The sequence below is a fragment of the Burkholderia sp. MR1-5-21 genome, assembly GCF_053427715.1.
In genome coordinates, this window is record NZ_JBSAXD010000001.1 from 62,941 (window position 1) to 83,816 (window position 20,876).

General features: G+C 64.4%; 14 protein-coding genes and 1 pseudogene. 11 read left to right on the top strand and 4 right to left on the bottom strand.

Translation table 11 applies throughout. From position 1 onward, the window contains the following. Position 1 precedes the first annotated feature (1 nt). From ACV229_RS00250 to ACV229_RS00270, 5 genes are all read left to right on the top strand, one after another. Positions 2-1,471: an efflux transporter outer membrane subunit gene (locus ACV229_RS00250; protein WP_448081106.1), complete on the top strand. Its 1,470-nt coding sequence runs from the start codon at positions 2-4 to the stop codon at positions 1,469-1,471. Beyond that, positions 1,468-2,763 (top strand): paraquat-inducible protein A, encoded by a 1,296-nt coding sequence (locus ACV229_RS00255; protein ID WP_448081107.1) that lies wholly within the window; start codon positions 1,468-1,470, stop codon positions 2,761-2,763. Before ACV229_RS00250 ends, ACV229_RS00255 begins: the two co-directional genes overlap by 4 nt. Continuing rightward, on the top strand, positions 2,738-4,354 hold the full coding sequence (locus ACV229_RS00260) for a PqiB family protein (RefSeq protein WP_448081108.1): 1,617 nt from the start codon (positions 2,738-2,740) through the stop codon (positions 4,352-4,354). Before ACV229_RS00255 ends, ACV229_RS00260 begins: the two co-directional genes overlap by 26 nt. Further along, positions 4,351-4,938 (top strand): PqiC family protein, encoded by a 588-nt coding sequence (locus ACV229_RS00265; RefSeq protein WP_448081109.1) that lies wholly within the window; start codon positions 4,351-4,353, stop codon positions 4,936-4,938. Before ACV229_RS00260 ends, ACV229_RS00265 begins: the two co-directional genes overlap by 4 nt. A gap of 197 nt (positions 4,939-5,135) precedes the next feature. Beyond that, a complete protein-coding gene (locus ACV229_RS00270; protein WP_448081110.1) occupies positions 5,136-6,887 on the top strand; it encodes an ABC transporter ATP-binding protein/permease in 1,752 nt (583 codons plus the stop codon). Between the two features lie 407 nt (positions 6,888-7,294). Here ACV229_RS00270 and ACV229_RS00275 read toward each other — a convergent pair whose 3' ends face one another. The 4 genes from ACV229_RS00275 to ydiK form a co-directional block, all read right to left on the bottom strand. Beyond that, entirely contained in the window at positions 7,295-8,035 is a 741-nt protein-coding gene (locus ACV229_RS00275; protein WP_448081111.1) for an acetoacetate decarboxylase, read from the bottom strand. Then, positions 8,032-9,204 carry a patatin-like phospholipase family protein gene (locus ACV229_RS00280; protein ID WP_448081112.1) on the bottom strand — a complete coding sequence of 391 codons (1,173 nt, stop codon included), beginning with the start codon at positions 9,202-9,204 and terminating at the stop codon, positions 8,032-8,034. The genes ACV229_RS00275 and ACV229_RS00280 overlap by 4 nt, the downstream gene beginning before the upstream one ends. 48 nt (positions 9,205-9,252) lie before the next feature. Next, a complete protein-coding gene (locus ACV229_RS00285; protein ID WP_448081113.1) occupies positions 9,253-9,537 on the bottom strand; it encodes a hypothetical protein in 285 nt (94 codons plus the stop codon). Positions 9,538-9,800: 263 nt separating this feature from the next. Beyond that, on the bottom strand, positions 9,801-10,928 hold the full coding sequence (gene ydiK / locus ACV229_RS00290; RefSeq protein WP_448081114.1) for an AI-2E family transporter YdiK: 1,128 nt from the start codon (positions 10,926-10,928) through the stop codon (positions 9,801-9,803). A gap of 589 nt (positions 10,929-11,517) precedes the next feature. Between ydiK and ACV229_RS00295 the strand changes: the two genes are divergently transcribed. The 6 genes and pseudogenes from ACV229_RS00295 to ACV229_RS00320 form a co-directional block, all read left to right on the top strand. Then, positions 11,518-14,019, top strand: a complete 2,502-nt coding sequence (locus tag ACV229_RS00295; RefSeq protein ID WP_448081115.1) for a hypothetical protein — start codon at positions 11,518-11,520, stop codon at positions 14,017-14,019. 263 nt (positions 14,020-14,282) lie between these two features. After that, positions 14,283-14,483, top strand: coding sequence for a hypothetical protein (locus ACV229_RS00300; protein ID WP_448081116.1), 201 nt, complete (start codon positions 14,283-14,285; stop codon positions 14,481-14,483). A 102-nt stretch (positions 14,484-14,585) separates the two neighbouring features. Continuing rightward, the gene (locus ACV229_RS00305; RefSeq protein ID WP_448081117.1) at positions 14,586-15,809 is read left to right on the top strand and encodes an efflux RND transporter periplasmic adaptor subunit; all 1,224 of its coding nucleotides are present in this window, start codon (positions 14,586-14,588) and stop codon (positions 15,807-15,809) included. 10 nt (positions 15,810-15,819) lie between these two features. Continuing rightward, a complete protein-coding gene (locus ACV229_RS00310; RefSeq protein ID WP_448081118.1) occupies positions 15,820-19,029 on the top strand; it encodes an efflux RND transporter permease subunit in 3,210 nt (1,069 codons plus the stop codon). Continuing rightward, positions 19,026-20,483, top strand: a complete 1,458-nt coding sequence (locus ACV229_RS00315; RefSeq protein ID WP_448081119.1) for an efflux transporter outer membrane subunit — start codon at positions 19,026-19,028, stop codon at positions 20,481-20,483. Before ACV229_RS00310 ends, ACV229_RS00315 begins: the two co-directional genes overlap by 4 nt. A 96-nt stretch (positions 20,484-20,579) precedes the next feature. Next, positions 20,580-20,765: pseudogene (locus ACV229_RS00320) on the top strand (IS110 family transposase); the annotation flags it as partial. Between the last annotated feature and the right edge of the window lie 111 nt (positions 20,766-20,876).

Sequence of the window (20,876 nt, forward strand, 5' to 3'; positions counted from 1 at the left end):
CATGCGCCGCGCTGCACTCTGGCGCCTCGGCGCGCCGATCCTGCTGGCGGGGTTGAGCGGCTGCCTGCTCGGCCCGGACTACGTGCGTCCGAAAGTGGACGTGCCGGCCACGTTCCGCTTCCAGTCGACGGAGGCGGCCGACGTCGCCAATACCGCGTGGTGGGAGCAGTTCCAGGATCCGGCGCTGAACGAACTGATTGCGACCGCGCTCGCGGAAAACCGCGACGTCAAGGTCGCGTCGGCGCGCGTCGACGAGTTCCTCGGCCAGTTCATGTCGACCCGCTCGGCGCTGTTCCCGCAGGTCGGCGCGGGCTTCGAAGCGTCGCGCCAGCGCTCGTCGCAAAGCGGTGCGATTCCGCTGCCGGCGACCGTATCGCCGGTCTCCAACCAGTTCCAGGCGAGCCTGTCCGCGGCGTGGGACATCGATCTGTTCGGCCAGGTCCGGCGCGAGACCGAGGCCGCGCGCGCGAACCTGCGCGCGAGCGAGGACGCGCGCCGCGCGACGATCCTCACGCTGGTGGCGTCGGTCGCGTCGTCCTACATCACGCTGCGCAGCCTCGACCGCCAGCTCGAAATCGCGAAAGCCACGACCATGAGCCGTGCCGAATCCGTCCGCGTGTTCACCGCGCGCTTCAAGGGCGGCGAGGTGTCGCAGATGGAACTGGCGCAAAGCCAGTCCGAATACGAGTCGACTCAGGCTTCCATCCCGCAGCTCGAAACGCAGATCGCGCAGCAGGAAGATGCGTTGTCCGTGCTGCTCGGCCGCAACCCGGGCCCGATCATGCGCGGTCGCGAGCTGGCCGATCTCGCGACTCCGGTCGTGCCCGCGGGCCTGCCGTCGGACCTGCTGGAGCGCCGGCCGGACCTGCTTCAGGCCGAGCAGAACCTGGTCGCGCAGAATGCGCTGATCGGCGCGGCGCGCGCACTGTACTTCCCGTCGATTTCGCTCACCGGACTGTTCGGCTCGGTCAGCGCGCGGTTCTCGAATCTCTTCACCGGGCCCGCGCGCGTATGGTCGTTTGCCGGCTCGGTCACGCAGCCGATCTTCACGGGCGGCAACATCGCGGGGCAGGTGCGCCAGGCGAACGCACGGCAGCAGGAAGCGCTCTACAGCTACCAGAAGGCGATCGAGGTGGCGTTCCAGCAGGTCGAGGACGCGCTGATCGCGCTGCAGAAATCGCGCGAGCAACTGGAGACGCAGGGCCGGCAGATCGACGCGTTGCGCACGTACGAGCACCTCGCGCGGATGCGCTACGAGGAAGGCTATACGAGCTACATCGAGGTCCTCGACGCGGAGCGCACGCTGTTCAATGCGGAGCTGTCGTACACACAGACGCGCGGCACGACGCTCACGTCGCTCGTCAATCTCTACATGGCGATGGGCGGGGGCTGGGTCGTCACGGCCGAGCGGATGACCGCGCCGCCGCACGCCGCCGCCGATCGGCCCGTGGCCGACGAGGGGCCGAAATGAACCGCGCCGGTCTTGTCGTCTGCCACGAATGCGACCTGCTCCAGCGCAACGTGCCGGTGGCGCCCGGCGGCGCGCTGCGCTGCCGGCGCTGCCACGCGGAGCTCTACCGGAACCGCGAGGACAGCCTGACGCGCGCGCTGGCGTTTGCCGCGGCCGCGGGCGTGCTGTTCGTCATTTCCAACCTGTACCCGATCGTCGGCCTGTCGGTCGGCGGGACGGTTGTCGAAACGACGCTGGCCGGATCCGTGCGCGTGCTGTATGCGGACGGGATCTGGCCGCTCGCCGGCCTCGTGTTCGCGACCACGATGCTGATGCCGTTCGTGCAGATCGCCGGCATGCTGTGGCTGCTGTTGCCGCTGCGGTCGAACCGCGTGCCCGCGGGCGCGGCGCTCGTGTTTCGGCTCTGCCACCTCGCGGCGCCGTGGGGGATGACGGAAGTGCTGATCCTCGGCTTGCTGGTGGCGCTGGTCAAGCTGGCCCACATCGCGAGCGTCGTGACAGGCGTCGCGCTCTATTCGTTCGGCGCGCTGATGCTCGTGCTCGCCGCCGCCGGCGCGGCATTCGATGCGCATGAACTGTGGTCGCGGATCGACGCGGCGCGGGGCGGTGGCGGGCGCGGCATCGGCAGCGGCGTGCCCGCGCCGCACGGCGGCGCTGTCACCGCAGCCGATTGCGGCCTCGTGCTGTGCCACGATTGCGGGCTGATCGCCCGCGCGCCGGCCGATGCGCACGACCTGGCCTGTCCGCGCTGCGGCGCCGCGCTGCATGTGCGCAAGCCCGCGAGCCTGTCGCGCACGTGGGCGCTCCTGATCGCCGCGATCGTCCTTTACATCCCCGCGAACGTGCTGCCGGTGATGTACACGAGCTCGCTGTTCGGTGCGCAGAAGGACACGATCCTGAGCGGCGTCGTCTATCTGTGGGTCTCCGGATCGTGGCCGCTCGCGGTCGTGGTGTTCGTCGCGAGCATCGCGGTGCCGCTGCTCAAGATCATTGCGCTCGCGTATCTCGCGTTCACGGCCCAGCGGCATTCGCGATGGCTGCCGGAGCAGCGCACGCGCATCTATCGAATGGTCGAATTCGTCGGGCGCTGGTCGATGCTCGACATCTACGTGATCACGATGCTCGTCGCGCTCGTTCAGTTCCAGGCGCTGGCGACGATCAAGGCCGGTCCTGCGGCGATCGCGTTCGGGGCGGTGGTCGTGCTGACGATGTTCGCAGCGACGACGTTCGACCCCCGCCTGATCTGGGACACTGGGGAGCAGCATCATGGGTGGCCCCGAGCAGAAGCCTGACATGCCGGACATACCGGACGCCGTCGCGACGACGCGCTCGCGCTGGCGCATGCAACTCGTGTGGCTCGTGCCGATCGTCGCGGTGCTGATCGGCGGATGGCTGGCGGTGAAGGCCGTCATCGAGCAAGGCCCGACGATCACGATCACCTTCCGGACCGGAGAAGGTCTCGAAGCCGGGAAGACGAAGATCAAGTTCAAGAACGTCGATATCGGCGTCGTCAGGTCGGTGGTGCTGTCCACCGATCACAAACGCGTGGTCGCGACCGCCGATATCTCCAAGGACGCGACGACGCTGCTGGTCGACAACACGCGCTTCTGGGTCGTGCGCCCGCGCATTTCCGGCGGCACGGTGTCGGGTCTCAACACGCTGTTGTCCGGTTCATTCATCGGCACCGACGTCGGCGATGCGAAGGCCGAGCGCCGCGCTTTCACCGGCCTCGAAGCCCCGCCGGTTTTCACGAGCGACGAGCCCGGTCACGAGTTCGTGCTGAAGAGCGAGAACATGGGATCGGTCGACGTCGGCTCGCCCGTCTATTTTCGGCGACTCCAGGTCGGACAGATCGTTAGCTACGCGCTCGATCCGGACGGCAAGGGCGTGACGCTGCGGGTGTTCATCAATGCGCCGTATGACCGGTTCGTGAATGCCGACTCGCGCTTCTGGCACGCGAGCGGCATCGACGTCGCGTTGAGCACCGACGGCTTGCGGGTCGAAACGCAATCGCTGGTGTCGATCATGATCGGCGGCATCGCGTTCGAGACGCCCGTCGATTCGCTCGATCAGCCGGTCGCGGCAACTGGCGCGCCGTTCACGCTGTTCCACGACCGGGCGGAGGCGATGAAGCGGCACGACCGGATCGTCGTGAAGTATCTGGTGAACTTCACCGAATCGGTGCGCGGCCTGGTGGTCGGGGCACCCGTCGATTTCCGCGGCGTGACGGTCGGCGAAGTGACGGGCATCTATACGCGCTTCGATCGCGAAACCCGCAAGTTCAGCATTCCCGTCGAAATCAACCTGTATCCGGAGCGTTTCACGTCGCGCTACCGGACCGGCGCAAAAGGCGGGCGCCTTTCCCAGCGTCCCGAACAATTGGGGAACGTGCTCGTGGAGTACGGGCTGCGCGCGCAGCTGAGGACCGGCAACCTGTTGACCGGGCAACTCTATGTCGCGCTCGATTTCTTTCCGGATGCACCGAAGGCGACGATCGACTGGGCCGCAAACCCGCCTGAATTGCCGGCGATTCCGGGATCGCTGCAATCGCTGCAGGATTCGGTAACACACCTGATAGCGAAACTCAACGGCATTCCGCTCGACAAGATCGGCAACAACGCGCAACAGACGCTGGCGAGCGCCAACCTGCTGCTCAAGCAGCTCGACACGGTGGTGCCGCAGGCGCGCGAAACGCTGGCATCGGCGCACTCCGCGCTCGATTCGGCGAACAGCGCGTTGCAGCCGGGCTCGGAGCTGCAGCAGAACACCGGCGACGCGATGCGGGAGATCGCCCGCACGGCCGCGGCGTTCAGGACGTTGGCGGACTACCTCGAGCGCCATCCGGAAGCACTGGTGCGGGGCAAGTCGGAGAGCAAGCCATGAAACGCATCCATACGCGCGTCGCAGTGTTGCTGCTCGCGGGGCTGCTTGTCGGGTGCGGCAGTTCGCCGACGGCCCGCTTCTACACGCTGAGTCCCGACGCGACGCTTACCGGCGCCGGCGCCGCTGCGCCGGTTCATGTCGTTGTCAGCCCGGTGACCGTGCCTGAAGTCGTCGACCGGCCGCAGATCGTCACGCGCGCGGCCGGCAGCCGCGTGGACATCGATGAATTCGCGCGCTGGGCCGAGCCGCTGAAGACGGATATCGCGCGCGTGATCGCGGCCGATATCGGCATGCTGCTCGGTTCGACCCAGGTGAACGTGTTCGATAGCGGCGTGGGTGCTACGCCGGCCTGGCGGGTCCGCGTGGACGTGATGAGGTTCGAGTCGCTTTCGGGCGATTCGGCCACGATCGAAGCACTGTGGGTGATATGGCCACCAGGAAAGGCAGCGACGATTACAGGCCGCTCAGTCGCGCACGAGGCCGTGCAGGGGCAGGGTTACGACGCGCTCATCGCCGCGCACAATCGTGCGATTGCTGCAGTGAGCCGCGATATCGTAGCGGCGATCCGAACGAACTTGCGTTAGCCAGGCGATTCGAACCGGATAACGCGCACAACGCGATCGCCATTTCCTGCTGTTGCTCGCACGCGACGTGATTGCGGCCGCGCATCGCCAGGATTGAACCACACGCGTCCGTCCGGTCCCTGGTAGCAGCTAGCCATGTGGGAAGGCGTGATGTGTCATTCGAGAGCCCGTTGCGGGAGATCCGCGCGAGGGGTTCGATGAAGTCCAGCCAGTCTTCCAGCCCCGCATCCGGGCAAGTCGACCGTATCTCGGCCTGGAGCCTGACCAGTCCGTACTGGGTCTCGGAAGAACGCGGCATCGCGTGGGGCCTGCTGATCGCGATCATCGGGATGGACCTGCTTCTGGTCGGCATCAACGCCCGGCTGAACACGTGGAACCGCGATTTCTACAACGCACTGGAACGCAGGGACATCCACGAATTCCCGCAACAGATGCTGGTTTTCAGTGTGCTTGCGATCGCGTTCGTCATCATCGCCATCTACAACCGCTATCTGCGCCAGAAGCTCGGCTTCCGGTGGCGCCAATGGTTGACCGCGCGCTACCTCCAGGAATGGCTGAGCGACAGCACCTTCTACCGCATCGAACGCGACCGCCTCGCCGACAACCCCGATCAGCGGATTGCCGTCGACCTCGGTTCGTTTGCCGCCACAACGCTTTCGCTCACGCTCGACCTGCTCTCGACAATCGAGACGCTCGCCTGGTTCTCGGTCGTGCTGTGGAGCACGGCGGGGGCGCTGACCGTCACGATCGGCAGCACGCCCGTCCAGATTCCCGGCTACATGTTTTGGGCAGCCATCGCGTATGCGATCGCGGGTTCGCTCGTCACCAACAAGGTCGGTCACCCGCTCGTGTCGATCAACTACCAGATGCAGCGTGTCGAGGCAGACTTTCGTTTCGGCCTGATCCGTCTGCGCGAAAACGCCGAGCAGATTGCGTTCCATGACGGCATGCGAACCGAGGAATCGAACGCGAAAGATCTGTTCGGCCGGATTCGCGAAAACTGGTGGCGCTTCATAAAGTACACGAGGCGCTACAGCTTCGTGGTCGACTTGTACGGCCAGATCGCCGACATCTTTCCGATCGCGGTAGCGTCGCCCCATTATTTCGCAGGCGCGTTCAGTTTCGGCACGCTGATGCAAGTCGCCGACGCGTTTGGTTCGGTTAGCGAATCACTTTCATGGTTCATCAATAGTTACGGCACGCTGGTCGAGTGGCGCGCGACGGTCAATCGCTTGCGTGAGTTCAAGCGCGTCATGCGGCACTCCCATCTGAAAGAGTCCGTGTCGCCCGCCACCGAGCATGGCGGCATCAACCTGCACTACGTCGACGAGCAGCAACTCGTTACGCACGATCTCACGCTCGCACTGCCCAACGGCGAGGTACTCGCGAATGTGCGCGACATCGCCGTCAAACCCGGTTCGCGCTGGCTCGTGTGCGGGCCGTCCGGCTCGGGAAGGAGCACGCTGTTGCGCGCGTTCGCCGGTCTCTGGCCATTCGGCAACGGCTCGATCGACGTGGCCGTGGACGCGCGCATGATGTTCATTCCGCAGCAGGGCTACCTGCCAATCGGCACGCTGAAGGCCGCGTTCACCTATCCTGCACCAGCCAGCACCTACAGCGACGACGAGTGCCGCGAGGTACTGCGCATGTGCCGGCTGGACGGCTACGTTGGCCGATTGCACGAATCTGACCACTGGACGCGTATTCTTTCTCCCGGGGAACTGCAGCAGCTGGCGGTAGCACGTGTGCTCTTGCACAAGCCTGACTACGTGTTTCTTGATGAAGCGACAAGCGCACTTGATGCGGCAAACGAAGCGCACTTGTATCGGCTGCTCAACGACCGGCTGCCGATGGCGGCGATCGTCAGCGTAGCGCACCGCGAGTCGCTTGCGCGGTTTCACCATGAGACGCTCGATCTCCGGCGTTCGATTGGGCAGGCAGGGGCGTGAACCTGGCCGCCATCGCCGTAACAGTGCAGTCACAGGCTGCTTCGTCATCAGCACGGTCGCTGTAGGTGCGCCCATCGACACGATCGAAGATACCGCTTTTGCGCTGGTCCTTCTTATCCTACCCGCCGCAGCCGCCAGCCCTGAGGCAGTCGATATATTTGTTATAGGCCTCCGCCCGACAAATCCCCGCACGCCGATCCGGGGAATCGCCGCATGCCTGGACGTAGCCGTTATAGGATTCGGCGCAATTGTTCTTTACCTGATCGCAATCCGTCGCGGCAAAGCATGCGCTTGAAAGGACCAATAGAGCAGCAATCAGAGGATGTCGCATGGCGGCCTTCCGATATCCAGTCAGCAATGGAACTGATCATCGGCCATTGTGGGCCAGGAAAGAATCGCATCGGGTGCTACTTGGCAAGATAATCGTGGACTACCGTGCCGAGGCCGAGCGTCAGATCCGACAGAATGTGCACGCCGGATATCACTTCGCGCACCGGCAGCGCAGCGACGGGCGCGAGCGCGTGATGGAAAAGCTCGAGTGCGGCGGGGCCCTCCCACGCGCCTTTGACGGTAATGTCCTCACAAAAATAACGAACCAGTTCGCAGATTCGTACTGTGCCATCCACGTGCGGAATGATCTTCAGCAGGTAGTTCGGCGCCGACAGCGACGCGAGAATCCTGTCGTGCGGCAGTTCGCGATGCTTGTAGCCCATCGTGGCCACTGCGATCGGAACCGGGCCGTATCGCAGCACGCCGCCGATCGTGTCCTTTTCGACGCGCAACTGGGGCGACGCAAGCTTCTTCGGGAATCCCCATATTTCGCGCCCGCCCGCGATCGGTGCCATGTCGTCCAGATACATGGCGTGCACGTAGCTGCCGGGCTGCCCCTGGAACCGCACCGGAATGACCTGGCCGCTTTCGGTGTAGTCGCCAAAACCGGTCGAATTGGGCATGCGGATGAATTCGAACTTGACGATCGGATCAGTCATTTCCAGTGGCTTCGGTATCACTTCGGCCAGTATGTCGGGATCGGTCCGGTAGGTCACGATCAGGAACTCGCGATCGACGAAACGATACGGTCCCGGTGGAAATGCGGGGCTCGTGAGCGGCATCGCGAAAGCACGCGCTTTCACTTCGGCTTCGGTCATGGTGTGTGCTCCTGTTGCGCGGGGTCTATGGGGGTGAGGTCGAACAAGTGAATCCCCCTGGCGAGCTCCACGACATTGCGCCACGCCTGTCGCGCGATCGCATTGCGCACGTCGCCAAGCCCCCCTTCCCACAAATCGTTCATGGTTGTTCGCGAGAACTCGTAGTCCTTGAAGTCTGACGAGCGCGTGTTGTGATGGTTGGTGAATCGCACCAGCGCAACCTCTCCCCGCGTGCTGACCGCAGCGAGCCGCTGCACATCGGGATCGGCCAGCAGCGCTTGCGGCAGTTTATCGAGCACCCGGCGAAGTGACGCACGCAGTTCCTCGATCTCGCTGACGCGGGTGGCGCTCAAGCGCGCCTTGCTCGCATACTGAATGTCCTTGGCCCGCTCCTGAACCTGCTGCAGGTTCTGCGGCAGCTCGCCGGCGCCGCTGAACACATCGACCTGCAGAACCAGCGCACTGATTCGTTGTGCCTCGTCAACCACGTACCACAACGGCGTATTGGACGAGATTCCGCCGTCCCAATACCACTCGCCGCCGATAGGCACAGGAGGGAAGCCCGGAGGCAGCGCGCCGCTTGCCATCACATGCTCGGGACCGATCAGGGTCTTCGTATTGTCGAAATAGACCGATGCGCCCGAGCGCACATTGACCGCACCCAGCGAAAGGCGCACCGTCTTGCGGTTGATGAGATCGAAGTCGACCAGTTCCTCGAGTGTTGCCTTCAGTGGCTGGGTGTCGTAGAAACTGAGCGCACCCAGGCTGCCCGGAGCGGCCAGAAATGGCGGCGGCACGCGCGGCACAAAAAAGCCCGGGACGCCAAGGATGACCGTCCACGCCGCGCTTACGGCATTGAATAGCGGACGTACGGGGTCCAGCGAAGCCGGTGGCGCGACCGATGTCCGCGCCGACGCGCGCTCCCAGAATTCGCGAAGTCGACCGACGCGTCGCTCCGGCGGATTGCCCGCAATCAGCGCGGCATTGATTGCCCCGATCGATATGCCGGCAATCCAGTCAGGGGCGATTCCAGCCTCGGTCAAGCCGGCGAATACACCGGCCTGATAAGCACCCAGTGCTCCACCGCCCTGCAACACAAGAACCGTGTGGTCGAACCTGGCAAGGTTTTCAGCCACCTCCGCAGGTAGCTTGTGCGTCTTGGTATTCATCCGCTCTTTACCCGATGTCCAATGAATGCGGTGGTGGCACAAGCGCCGTCAGTTGCAGCCGTGACTGTTCGCGGTCCGGTAACAGGTGGTCCCACCTGGGCCGCGAACCACACCTTTGCCGTTCTTCGTCTTCGCCTCGCCGCCGCGGTTGGTCTGGGTCGTCCGCACACCATTCTGGTTCGTCTGGGAGGTCCAGGCCGTGCCGGTGTTCCGGTTATAGCCGCCCGCGGTCTGCCCGTTGCCGCATACGGTTTCACCGCGGGCATTCGTCGCGCATTCTGCAAATGCGTTTGAGGTCACCATTAGGCACGCCAATATCACCAAAGTCTTCATGACTGTCTCCTTTGGGGGTGCGCCCGAAGATGATCCGCGCGTACCGACTGAATCCTGATCAGGATGACGACCGATCCGGCGCAAGCCTCCACACCCCAGTTTAGGTCTTTTGACGTCGCCCTCTGCACAGCCGCGGGTCGAGGATTCACTCATCCGCATGACGATGGCCATCTGCTCGCCATCTCCAGTCGGCACCAATTTTGTCGTCCCGTCTCGCCTGCCGTGCCCGGGCTCGGCCGAGGCGACCTCACCGACAGCAGCGGTCAATCCCGTGTCGTCCCGTCTCCTGCCGGCGCGGCTGGGCGGGATGCCGGCGTATCCGCGGCGCCCGAGGACGGCCCCGGCGTGTCGATCCATGCCAGCAGCAATTGGTAGGTGACGGCGAGAATCACGGGCCCGATAAACAGCCCGACCACGCCCATCGAAAGCAGGCCGCCGAGAACCCCCGAAAGAATGAGCACCATCGGCAGCGAGACGGCGCGCCGGATGAGCAACGGGCGCAAGATGTTGTCCAGCATGGCGACGCCGATGGACCAGACCAGCAACAGGATCGCCGTGAGCCGCGAGCCGTTCATGAACAGCCATGCCACACAGCCGAGCAACGGCAGCAGCGGGCCGATCTGTATGAGACACGCGATGAGCAAAAGCGCGGCCAGGACACCGGCAAACGGAACACCGGCGATCCAGATGCCGAGGGCGCCGAGCGCCGCCTGCACGACGGCCGTCACCACGACGCCGAGCGCGATCGCGCGAATCGACAGGCCAGCGAGATGGATCATGTCCGGCCCATTGTGAGGGGCGACGCGCTGGGCAAGACGGATCACCAACTGAGCGGCGGCTTCGCCTTTTGCATAGAGAAGGCCGCACACGATCAGCATGAGCAGCAGATGCAACATGAAGATGCTCAACTGGCTCACGCGCGCGAGGAGCCACCGCGCAGCGTTGGCCGCGTACGGCTGGAGCGTCGCGAGCACGCTCCCCGGCGCTGCGTCCGACAAGATCTGCCACTCGTGTGAGATCCGCGCGCCGACCAAAGGTATGCCCGCCACCCATCGTGGAGGTGACGGAAGCGCGTAGTCGGGCAAACCTTTGACAAAGGCCGTGATATCGGGGGCATGGTCGGCGAGCGTCGACACGGCCCCGTAAACAGGAACGATGATGACCACGATCTGCACGAGCAGCATGATCACGACCGCGGGCCCGCGCCTTTCGTGCAAGCGATGCTGCAGACCCAGCAGAGCAGGCCATGTCGTGACGACAATCATCGTGCCCCAGATAATCGCCGGCACGAAGGGATGCAGAACGTACAGGCTGCCGCCGATCAGCAGCAACAACGTGCCGATGGCGAGAACGACACGGGGAAGGTCGACAGGAGGACGGGCATCACTCATAGGCTGTTTCCCTCCGGCGATGCAGCTGGCGGCGAAGCACTGCCCATCGGGCAGCGACCTGATGAGGTGGATTCCTAGCCTACCATCGCGACGCCTGGCGAACATTGGACCTTGGTCCTACAGCGTCAACACCGCAGTGCTGTCGACGGCATGAACCCGGTCTCAGCGCAAAATGATTTGTTCAGGGGCGACTATCTGCTCGCAACACAGCGGGACCTCAGCCGGCGCGAGCTTGTCGGCCTTCGTCGTTGGTGGCGCGTCGGACGCTGGCGCAACGGGCGACGGCACAGCGGGCGACGGCGCACTCAATCCTTGTGCGCCGCTCGACGTCGTTCTGCGTTCGCCTTCAATACACCCGTGCATCCGGCTGGATGAGACCAAAGTCCAATTGCCCGAGCGTAGCGGCTGACCTAGATTCCAAGAGTTAAATCGAGCGACGCGACCGACCAAGAGGTTGATAGGGCCTCTCCGTATTCAACGGGTGACGAGCAGCTGCGAAGCGATCTGCGCCGCGTGATCAGCGATTCCTGCCGTATACCCACGTTCGGGTGCGCTGCAGGCAGGCCACGACGCTGGCGAGGAGCAAGACATGGCGCGATCAGCAATGCCGATCAGCGCATTGACACGGGCTTTGGCGCTTGCGCTGGTGCTATCGGTAGCGCTTCCGGGCCCCGCTGCGGCTCAAGACCCCGGTTGGCCGCGAGAGATCTCAAGAGACGACGCTACGCTCGTCTATTACCAACCGCAGATCGATGAATGGAAGGAATTCAAGGAAGTCACCGGTCGCATGGCGATAAACGTGACTCCGCGCGGCGGTAAGCCGCAGGTAGGCATTATCACGCTGCAGATGCACACGGATGTTGACGTCGACAGCCGTAACGTGCTCTTGAGCAATCCGCAAATTACCGGGACGACTTTTCCAGACACCGATCCGGCAACGGCCAAAAAGCTGGATCAGCTCGTGCGCAAATTTCTCAATCCGCAGGCTTCGCTGACCATATCGGTCGACCGCCTGGTCGCAAGTGTGGAGAAAAAGAACACGCCTCCGGTTGCAGCCGTCAAGAACGACCCGCCGGCAATCTTTGCGAGTTTCGGGCCGGCGATCCTGCTGCTTGTGGACGGTGAGCCGGTGCTGGCGCCGATTCAGAATTCCGACCTTGCGTTTGTCGTCAACGTCAACTGGCCGCTGTTTGTCGATAGCGCCAGCCACCAGTACTACTTGTTCACCGGGCAGTCATGGATGACGTCGACCGACGTGAAAAGCGGATGGGCAGAAGCGAAGACGCTGCCAGCCAAGATGTCAAAGGTTCCTGCCGATCCCACCTGGGCAGACTTGAAGCCCTATATTCCCTCGCCCAAAGGACAGCGGGCCAAAGCGCCCGGGGTGTTCTTCAGCAACACGCCCGCAGAACTGATCGTGTTTGACGGAAAGCCTGTTTATGCAACGATTCCCGGCACCCAACTGGTCTTCGCGAAAAATACCGACAGCGATGTGTTCGTCTATTCACCGACCAAAACGTACTATTACTTGAGCGGCGGTCGCTGGTTTTCCGCGCCCGGGCTCACCGGGCCGTGGACGTTCGCGACGAACCAGTTGCCGCCTGATTTCGCGAAGATTCCGCGCGATAGCGCGGTCGCCCGGGTCCTCAGTTCCGTGCCCGGGACGCCGGAAGCAGAAGACGCCGTGCTGCTCGCGCAGATCCCGACGACGGTGGAGGTCAACCCCGCCGCGGCTGCGGCCGCGGTCAAGGTTTCGTACAGCGGCGAGCCCCAGTTCCAGCCCATTCAAGGCACAACGCTCGCATACGCGGTGAACACGCCTGACAAAGTCATCAAAGTGCAAAATCGCTATTACGTTTGCTCTCAGGGTGTGTGGTTCGATTCTTCGTCGCCAACCGGGCCATGGAAAACCAGTACCACCGTGCCCCAAGTCATCTATACGATTCCACCGAGTTCGCCAGTCTATAACGTGACCTATGTCACGCAATCGGCGACCCCCACCGGCACGGTACAGGCAAGCTACACAGCAGGGTATCTCGGCGTTTTCATCGCAGGCGCTGCAGTCGGCGCGATTATCGCGCAGGGCAACGGGTACTACTATCCGCCCTACGTTGGCGCGGGGCGTGGACCTTACCCGGCTTACTACCCGCGTCCGGCGCCCTATGGCTATCGCACCTACAACCCCTATACGGGAGCGAGCGCCGTAAGAGGGGGCGTTTACGGGCCGAACGGGAGTGCTCAGTGGGGCACATCGTACAACCCGTACACAGGCACCTATGCACGTGGCGCGACTGCTTCCGGGCGATACGGCAGCGGAAGTGTTGCGCAAGCCTACAACCCGTACACCGGCGCCTATGCCGCTACGCGCCAAGGCTCGAACGCTTACGGCCAATGGGGGAGTTCGGTTGTCACGAAAGGTAACCAGTGGGCGGCGACCCAGCATGCGACGACGGCCAGGGGCTCGGTCGGTACGTATCAGAACTCCGCAGGGGGCAAGGCGATTGCCGGCACGAGCGCGAATGGCCGTGCGGTGGCGGGTAAAACCGCGAGCGGCGACATGTACGCTGGTCGTGACGGGAACGTCTATAAGAACACCAACGGTAGCTGGCAGAAATACGACAATGGCTCCTGGTCTCCTGTCAACAAGCCCACGCCACAGGCGGCGCAGAGCGCTCAGCAGCAGCGCTCCGCCGGGACCCAGACCACCAATTCGGCTACTGTCCAGCAAAGAGCGCAGAGCGCTCAGCAGCAGCGTTCCGCCGGGACCCAGACCGCCAATTCGGCTACTGTCCAGCAAAGAATGCAGAGCGCTCAGCAGCAGCGTTCCGCCGGGACCCAGACCGCCAATTCCGCGGCTGCTCAGCAAAAAGCACAAGGCTATCAACAGCAGCGTCGGACACCATCCGCTGCGAACCCGCCGGGCGGCGGCTCGCCCCAAAGTCCTGCGAGTGGATTTAACAGGACCGGCGGACAGTTTTCCTCCGGCGACCTGAACCGGGAAATGCAAAATCGACAGCGAGGGGCAGTCCAGAGCCAACGCTACGCTCAAGGCGAACGCGCGGGCGGTGGCGGCGGCTTTCGCCGCCGATAGTAGTCCGCATCGCGTGTGCATTGCGTCGTCTAATCCCTGGACTTCGGTGTTGCTGCGGCGACATGATGGATGGCCCGTCGGCGCCTTGTCGGCCAATTGGGAAATTTCCGAATGCAATTGGGAATCGGGTGAGTGAATCAGAGGGCGCGGTAAGTAGAATTGACCCTGCAGGACACCCCTCCTGCTCCGTGATCTCAAGTTGGTCCTGCTCCGTCACCCGGAGCAGGATTTTTTTTGTCTGGCCAGCTTTCAAGATTCACGGCATGACCCGCATGACCCTGCGCCAGGACAACAACCCGATGTGGCTGCGCGATGCTTGCCGGCATCGCATGGATATCCGGTCGTATGGTGCGCGTCGAGGCGGCGATGTGGTTTGCCCGCGTTTTCCGAACGAATCTGGGAATTTTCCGGTGCCGATCGTGCCGCCGCGAATGCACAATCGCATTCGCTTTTACCTTGCGTGAACAACCGGCTGCGGCTGCCGCAATTCTGGCCCGTCGAGACGAATTCCGGCGAGCTGGAACATATTCGCTGACTTCTTCCAAAAAAAGCAATGAGGATTACTGATGACGGATTCCGGTCCGGTCGCTGACGGCAAGCGCCCGAAGCATCCAGTCGGCACGACGCCGCTTGTGGCTGCGTTCGTCGCGGCAACACTCACGCTCGCCGGCTGCAAGCCGGCGGGCATTCCCCCCGCAACCGGCCCCGTGGAGGTCGCTGCGCTGAACGTCGTGGCGCACGCCACGCCCGCGGTGATGGAGTTCGTCGGACAAACCGAGAGCGGGCACGAGGTCGAGATCCGCGCTCGCGTATCGGGATTCATCGTCAAGCGGAACTACGTCGAGGGCGCATCGGTGAAGGCGGGCCAGGTGCTGTTCGAGATCGATCACGAGCCGTTCCAGGTGCAGGTCAACGCGGCCAAGGCGGAACTGGCCCAGCAGGAGGCAAGGCTCGCGCGTGCCAAGGCCAATCTTGCCCGCGTGCAGCCACTTGCCGAGCGGAACGCGCTCAGCGCGAAGGACCTCGACGACGCCGTCGCGAACGAGCACGAAGCGGCGGCGGCCGTGGATCGCGCGAAGGCGAACCTGGCTGCAAGGCAGCTCGATCTTTCGTATACCTACGTGCGTTCGCCCGTCGACGGCATGGCAAGTGCCGCGAGCCAGATGGAAGGCACGTACGTGAGCGCGCAGAACAGCCAGTTGACGACGGTGTCGTCGATGGACCGGATGCGCGTGAATTTCAGCGTGTCGGAAAACCAGCTTCTTCGGTTGCAGAGCGCGCGCGATTCGGGCCGCCTCGCGGTACCGCACGACGGCCAGTACGAGGTCGAGATCACGCTGAGCGACGGGACGATCTATCCGGAGCGCGGCCGTATCACATTCGCGGATCCGACCTACAGCCAGCAGACCGGCACGTTCCTCGTCCGCGCGGAAATGCCAAACCCGAAGCGGGTGCTGCGTCCCGGCCAGTTCGTGCGTGTGAGCGTGATCGGTGCGTCGTTTCCCGCAGCGATCGCCGTGCCGCAGCGTGCGGTGATGCGCGGGCCGAAGGGCGACTTCGTCTACGTCGTCATGTTGGCACCACGCGGCGCCGACGGGCAGGCGGCGTTCAAGGCGGAACAGCGTCCGGTCACGCTGGGCGACACGGTCGGCGACGACTGGCTGATCAGCGAGGGACTTCGCGCAGGCGACAACGTGGTCGTCGACGGCGCGCTCAAGCTGAGCGCGGGTGCCCCGGTTGCGGTTTCCAGGCAGTTGCCGTCGCAAGCGCCGGCCGCCGGCACGCACTGACGGGGGGCGCATGCTAGCTGCTTTTTGCGTGAAGCGCCCCGTATTCGCGGTGGTGCTGTCGCTCGTCATCGTGATCGGCGGCCTCGTCGCGATGTTCAATCTGCCGATCGCGCAGTATCCGGAATTGAGCCCGCCGCAGGTGACGGTGACGGCGACCTATCCGGGCGCGGATTCGCAGACGGTGGCCGAGGCGGTCGCCGCGCCGATCGAGACGCAGGTGAACGGCGTCGACAACATGATCTACATGCAGTCGACCAGTTCGCCGACGGGCCAGATGACGCTGAACGTCTTCTTCGACACCGGCACGGATCCGGACATCGCGCAGGTCCAGGTGCAGAACCGCGTGAACCTCGCGCTCGCGAAGTTGCCGCAGGCGGTCCAGCAGAACGGGATCAACGTTCAGAAGCGCTCGTCGAGCATCCTGATGCTGATTGCGGTTTCGTCGCCGGACGGCCGCTACGACCAGCAGTACGTCGGCAACTACGCGAATCTTTACGTGCTCGATGCGATCAAGCGCGTGCCCGGCGCGAACCAGGCGCAAATCATGGGCAACGCGGATCTGGCCATGCGCGTCTGGCTCAAGCCCGACCGGATGGCCGCACTCGGCATTACCGCGACCGACGTGCAGAACGCGGTGGCGAGCCACAACCAGCAATACGGCGCGGGGAGCATCGGGCAGACGCCCAGCCCGAAAGGGCAGGTGCTGAGCTTTCCGATCGTGACGCCGGGGCGACTGGCGAAACCCGAGGATTTCGACAACATCATCATCCGCGCTGCCAAGCATGACGTCGCCGCGGTGCGCATTCGCGACATCGGCCACGCCGAAGTCGGCCTGAACAGCTACGGGCTGCGGTCATCGCTGAACGGCAAGCCCGCGACGCTGATCGCCGTGTACCAGCAGCCCGGATCGAACGCGCTGCAAGTGGTGAAGGGCGTTCGCGACGAGCTCGAGAAGATGGAGCCGACGCTGCCGCAAGGGATCGCGACGAAGGTGTCGCTCGATACCACGAAGTTCGTGCAGGCCTCGATCGGCGAGGTCGTCCACACGCTGATCGAAGCCGTGGTGCTGGTCGTCGCGGTGGTGTTCCTGTTCCTGCAAAGCTGGCGCGCGACCGTGATTCCGGTTCTCGCGGTGTTCGTATCCGTGATCGGCACGTTCGCGGGACTGCTCGCGCTCGGCTTCTCGATCAACCTGCTCACGTTGTTCGCACTCGTGCTGGCGATCGGGATCGTCGTCGACGACGCGATCGTCGTCGTCGAGAACGTCGAGCGCAACATGCACGAATTCGGCCTGTCGCCGAGGGACGCGACGTTACGGGCGATGGAGGAGGTGACAGGCCCGGTGATCGCGATCGTCCTCGTGCTGTCGGCCGTCTTCATTCCGGTCGCGTTCGTCAGCGGCACGACGGGCATGCTCTACAAGCAGTTCGCGCTGACGCTCGTGGTATCGGTGACGATTTCCGGCATCGTCGCGCTGACGTTGTCGCCGGCGCTTGCCGCCCTGCTCCTGAAGCCCGCGCACGGCAAGCCGTGGCGCCTGTTCGCGTGGTTCAACGCGATGTTCGAGCGGCTCACCAGCCGCTACACGTCGGCGGTGCGCGTGGTCATGCGCCGCGCCGCGCTGTCGATCGTGCTGTGCGGCGCGATGCTCGTCGCGGTGTGGGGCCTCTTCGCGCACATCCCGGGCAGCTTCGTGCCGAAGGAGGACCAGGGCTATGCACTGTCCGGGATCTTCATGCCCGACGCGGCGAGCCTCGAGCGGTCCGAGAAGACGACCGAGCAGGTCGCGGAGCTGTTCAGGCAGCACCCGGCGGTCGAGGACGCGTCGGCGCTCGCCGGCTACAGCTTCATCGACGGTCAGTTCAAGACCAATGCGGGGACAGTGTTCGTCGGGCTGAAGGACTTCGATGAACGCGTCGGCAGCCTGGAGCTGTCGATCCTCGGCGTGATGCGCAAGCTCGTCCCGCAGTTGCGCGGCATGCAGGAGGCCATCGCGGTGCCCGTCATGCCGCCGTCGATTCCGGGGCTCGGCACGCAGGGCGGTTTTGAATTCTGGGTGCAGAACCGCGGCAACGGGACGGCGGCGCAGCTTGAGGCGACGACGCGCGAGTTCATCAAGGCGGCATCGAAGCGCCCCGAACTCGCGAACCTGATGACGACGATCAAGTCGTCGTCGCGCCAGCTGCGTGTGGAGGCCGACGCCGACAAGGCGGCAGCGCTCGGCGTGCCGATCGCGCAGGTGTACGGCACGCTGCAGGCGCTGTTCGGTTCGCTGTATGTGAGCCAGTACACGCTCGACAGCCGTGTGTGGCAGGTGATCCTGCAGGCGGAGCCGCAATACCGCGAACGCGTGCAGGATCTTCAGAGCCTCTACGTGCGCCAGGGTGACGACAAGATGGTGCCGGTCGCGGGCCTCGTGAAGGTGTCGTACGTGAGCGGCCCGGATCTCGAGACGCGCTTCAACGGCTTTCCGGCCGCGAAGGTGACCGGTGGCGCGGCGTCCGGCTACAGCTCGGGCCAGGCGCTTGCCGCGATGGAGGAGGTGGCGCGTGCCACCTTGCCTGCCGGCTACGCGTTCGAGTGGAGCGGGCAGTCATTCGAAGAGAAGAAGGCCGGCAACACGACGGTCGCCGTGTTCGCGTTCGGCATCCTGATGGTGTTCCTGATCCTCGCGGCCCAATACGAATCGTGGTCGCTGCCGTTGTCGATCCTGACGGCGATTCCGTTTGCGATCTTCGGGGCGCTCGTCGCGATCTGGCTGCGCGGACTCGAGAACGACGTCTATTTCCAGATCGGCCTCGTCACGCTGGTGGGGCTCGCCGCGAAGAACGCGATCCTGATCGTCGAGTTCGCGGTGGTCAAGCGAAGGGAAGGGATGAGCACGCTTGAGGCGGCCGTCGAAGCGGCGCGGCTGCGGTTGAGGCCGATCGTGATGACGTCGCTCGCATTCATTCTCGGTGCGGTTCCGCTTGCGATCGCGTATGGCGCGGGGGCGAATTCGCGGCATTCGATCGGCACCGGGATCATCGGCGGGATGATCGCGGCCACGACGCTGGCGCTGTTGTTCGTGCCGCTGTTCTTCCATTTGATCGCGTCAACGGCCGACCGCCTCGGCGGCAGGCGCGGCAAGACCGACAAGACCGACCGGACCGGCTCCGGCGACCTACAGCCGGCGACAGGGCATTCGCCCGCGCGAATCGGCGAAGGGGAGGCGCAATGAAGCGGATCAGCATGACTCTGGCCGCGTTGTCGATCGCACTGGCCGGCTGTGCGATCGGCCCAGACTACGAGCGTCCCGTCACGGCCGCGCCGCAGGCATACCGGCATGCGGAGACGGCAGACGCATCCGTCGATCACGACGGCGCGTGGTGGCTGGGCTTCGGCGATCCGGTGCTCGCGTCGCTCGTCGAGGAGGCGATGCGCAGCAACTACGACGCGCGCATCGCGGCGGCACGTATCGAACAGTTCAGCGGCCAGGTGCAGGCGACGCGCGCCGGCCTGTTTCCGAGCGTCGGAGCGTCTTTCGCGGCGAGCCGCGACAAGCGCTCGCTGTTCGCGGGCACGCCGCTCGAGGGCTTCGACGGACCGAACGACCGGTTCCAGGTGCAAGGCAGCGTGAACTGGGAAATCGATCTGTGGGGCAGGATTCGCCGGCAGACCGAAGCGGCGAAGGCGGACCTGTGGGCGGCCGAGTATGCGCGGCGCGGGATCGCGCTGTCGTTGGCGGCGAGCGTCGCGCAAGGCTATTTCACGCTGCGCGGGCTCGACGCGCAGCTCGAGATCGCACAGCGGACGCTCGATGCGCGCGGGCATGCGCTCGATATCTTCACGCTGCGCCGCGCGCACGGCGTCATCTCGGACATGGAGTTGAGCCAGGCGCAAGACGACTACTTCGCGACGCAAGCGGCGATTCCGCCGTTGCGCGCGAACATTGTCCGGATCGAAAACGCGCTGTCCGTGCTGCTCGGCCGCGAACCGGGACCGATCGAGCGGGGCAGGCCGATCGCGCTCATGACGCTGCCGCCTCTTGCGGCCGATCCGCCGATCAACCTGTTGAACCGGCGCCCCGACCTGCTGCGGGCGGAGCAGGGCGCGGTCGCTGCCAATGCGCTGTTCGGCGCGGCGCAGACGCTCTATCTTCCGTCGCTCAGCTTGTCGGGCTTTATCGGGCAGGCGGCGGGCGGCACCGGCGCGCTCTGGCATGGCGCTTCGCAGATCTGGGGGATTTCGGCCGGCCTGTCGCAGCCGATATTCCAGGGGGGCGCGATTCGCGGGCAGGTGCGCATCGCGGATTCGCAACGGGAGCAGGCGCTGCTTGCGTACCAGGGGGCGGTGCTCAAGGCGATTGCCGAAGTCGACGACGCGCTCGTCGGCGCGCAGCAATCGGCGGTGCGCGTGGGCAGCCTGAACAGCCAGAAGGACGCGCTCGCCGTCTACGCAAATCAGGCGAGTGCGCGCTACGAAAGCGGGTATTCGAGCTTTCTCGAAGTGACCAACGCGCAGGAGAAGCTGTTCAACGCCCAACTCTCGGACGTGCAGGGGCGCGTCGACCTGCTGAGCGCGTATGTCGCGCTTTACAAGGCGCTTGGCGGTGGCTGGGCGTCCGTGCCGGGCGACGTGCAGAAGGCGGGCGAGATGTCCGTCATGCCGCCCGCGACTCGCGCTTCGAAATAAGGCATTTCCCATCGAGTTTCGGAAAATTCGCAATGCCCGGCCCCTTCCGGGTTGCACAATCGTCAGCAAGCACCCCGGCATACCAACAACTGGACACGCTTGGCCCAGCAACTCGCCGCGTTGCGCAAGCAGCGTAACGAAATCGTCGCCGAAGTTGAGCGGCTGGTGCTTGCTCACCCTCTTTGGCCGGTCCTGACCAGCATGCCGGGAGTCGGCGTCAGGACCGCCGCCAGACTCGTGACTGAAGGCGCTCATATAGCCTTCGCTTCGGCTGCTCACCTCAATTCAGCCCCTGACGCTTGACGTACAACATATGGGCCTCCCCGCGACAGACGCGCTGGTCCGGCGCTGCACACTCATCCGCGGCCGCACGCGCGTGATTTCCCATCTGAC

What these genes read in the sequence shown, in the direction of transcription:
- ACV229_RS00250 (WP_448081106.1), top strand. Translation starts at nt 2, where the DNA reads ATGCGCCGCGCTGCACTCTGGCGCCTCGGCGCGCCGATCCTGCTGGCG.
- ACV229_RS00255 (WP_448081107.1), top strand. Translation starts at nt 1,468, where the DNA reads ATGAACCGCGCCGGTCTTGTCGTCTGCCACGAATGCGACCTGCTCCAG.
- ACV229_RS00260 (WP_448081108.1), top strand. Translation starts at nt 2,738, where the DNA reads ATGGGTGGCCCCGAGCAGAAGCCTGACATGCCGGACATACCGGACGCC.
- ACV229_RS00265 (WP_448081109.1), top strand. Translation starts at nt 4,351, where the DNA reads ATGAAACGCATCCATACGCGCGTCGCAGTGTTGCTGCTCGCGGGGCTG.
- ACV229_RS00270 (WP_448081110.1), top strand. Translation starts at nt 5,136, where the DNA reads ATGAAGTCCAGCCAGTCTTCCAGCCCCGCATCCGGGCAAGTCGACCGT.
- ACV229_RS00275 (WP_448081111.1), bottom strand. Translation starts at nt 8,035, where the DNA reads ATGACCGAAGCCGAAGTGAAAGCGCGTGCTTTCGCGATGCCGCTCACG.
- ACV229_RS00280 (WP_448081112.1), bottom strand. Translation starts at nt 9,204, where the DNA reads ATGAATACCAAGACGCACAAGCTACCTGCGGAGGTGGCTGAAAACCTT.
- ACV229_RS00285 (WP_448081113.1), bottom strand. Translation starts at nt 9,537, where the DNA reads ATGAAGACTTTGGTGATATTGGCGTGCCTAATGGTGACCTCAAACGCA.
- ydiK (WP_448081114.1), bottom strand. Translation starts at nt 10,928, where the DNA reads ATGAGTGATGCCCGTCCTCCTGTCGACCTTCCCCGTGTCGTTCTCGCC.
- ACV229_RS00295 (WP_448081115.1), top strand. Translation starts at nt 11,518, where the DNA reads ATGGCGCGATCAGCAATGCCGATCAGCGCATTGACACGGGCTTTGGCG.
- ACV229_RS00300 (WP_448081116.1), top strand. Translation starts at nt 14,283, where the DNA reads ATGACCCGCATGACCCTGCGCCAGGACAACAACCCGATGTGGCTGCGC.
- ACV229_RS00305 (WP_448081117.1), top strand. Translation starts at nt 14,586, where the DNA reads ATGACGGATTCCGGTCCGGTCGCTGACGGCAAGCGCCCGAAGCATCCA.
- ACV229_RS00310 (WP_448081118.1), top strand. Translation starts at nt 15,820, where the DNA reads ATGCTAGCTGCTTTTTGCGTGAAGCGCCCCGTATTCGCGGTGGTGCTG.
- ACV229_RS00315 (WP_448081119.1), top strand. Translation starts at nt 19,026, where the DNA reads ATGAAGCGGATCAGCATGACTCTGGCCGCGTTGTCGATCGCACTGGCC.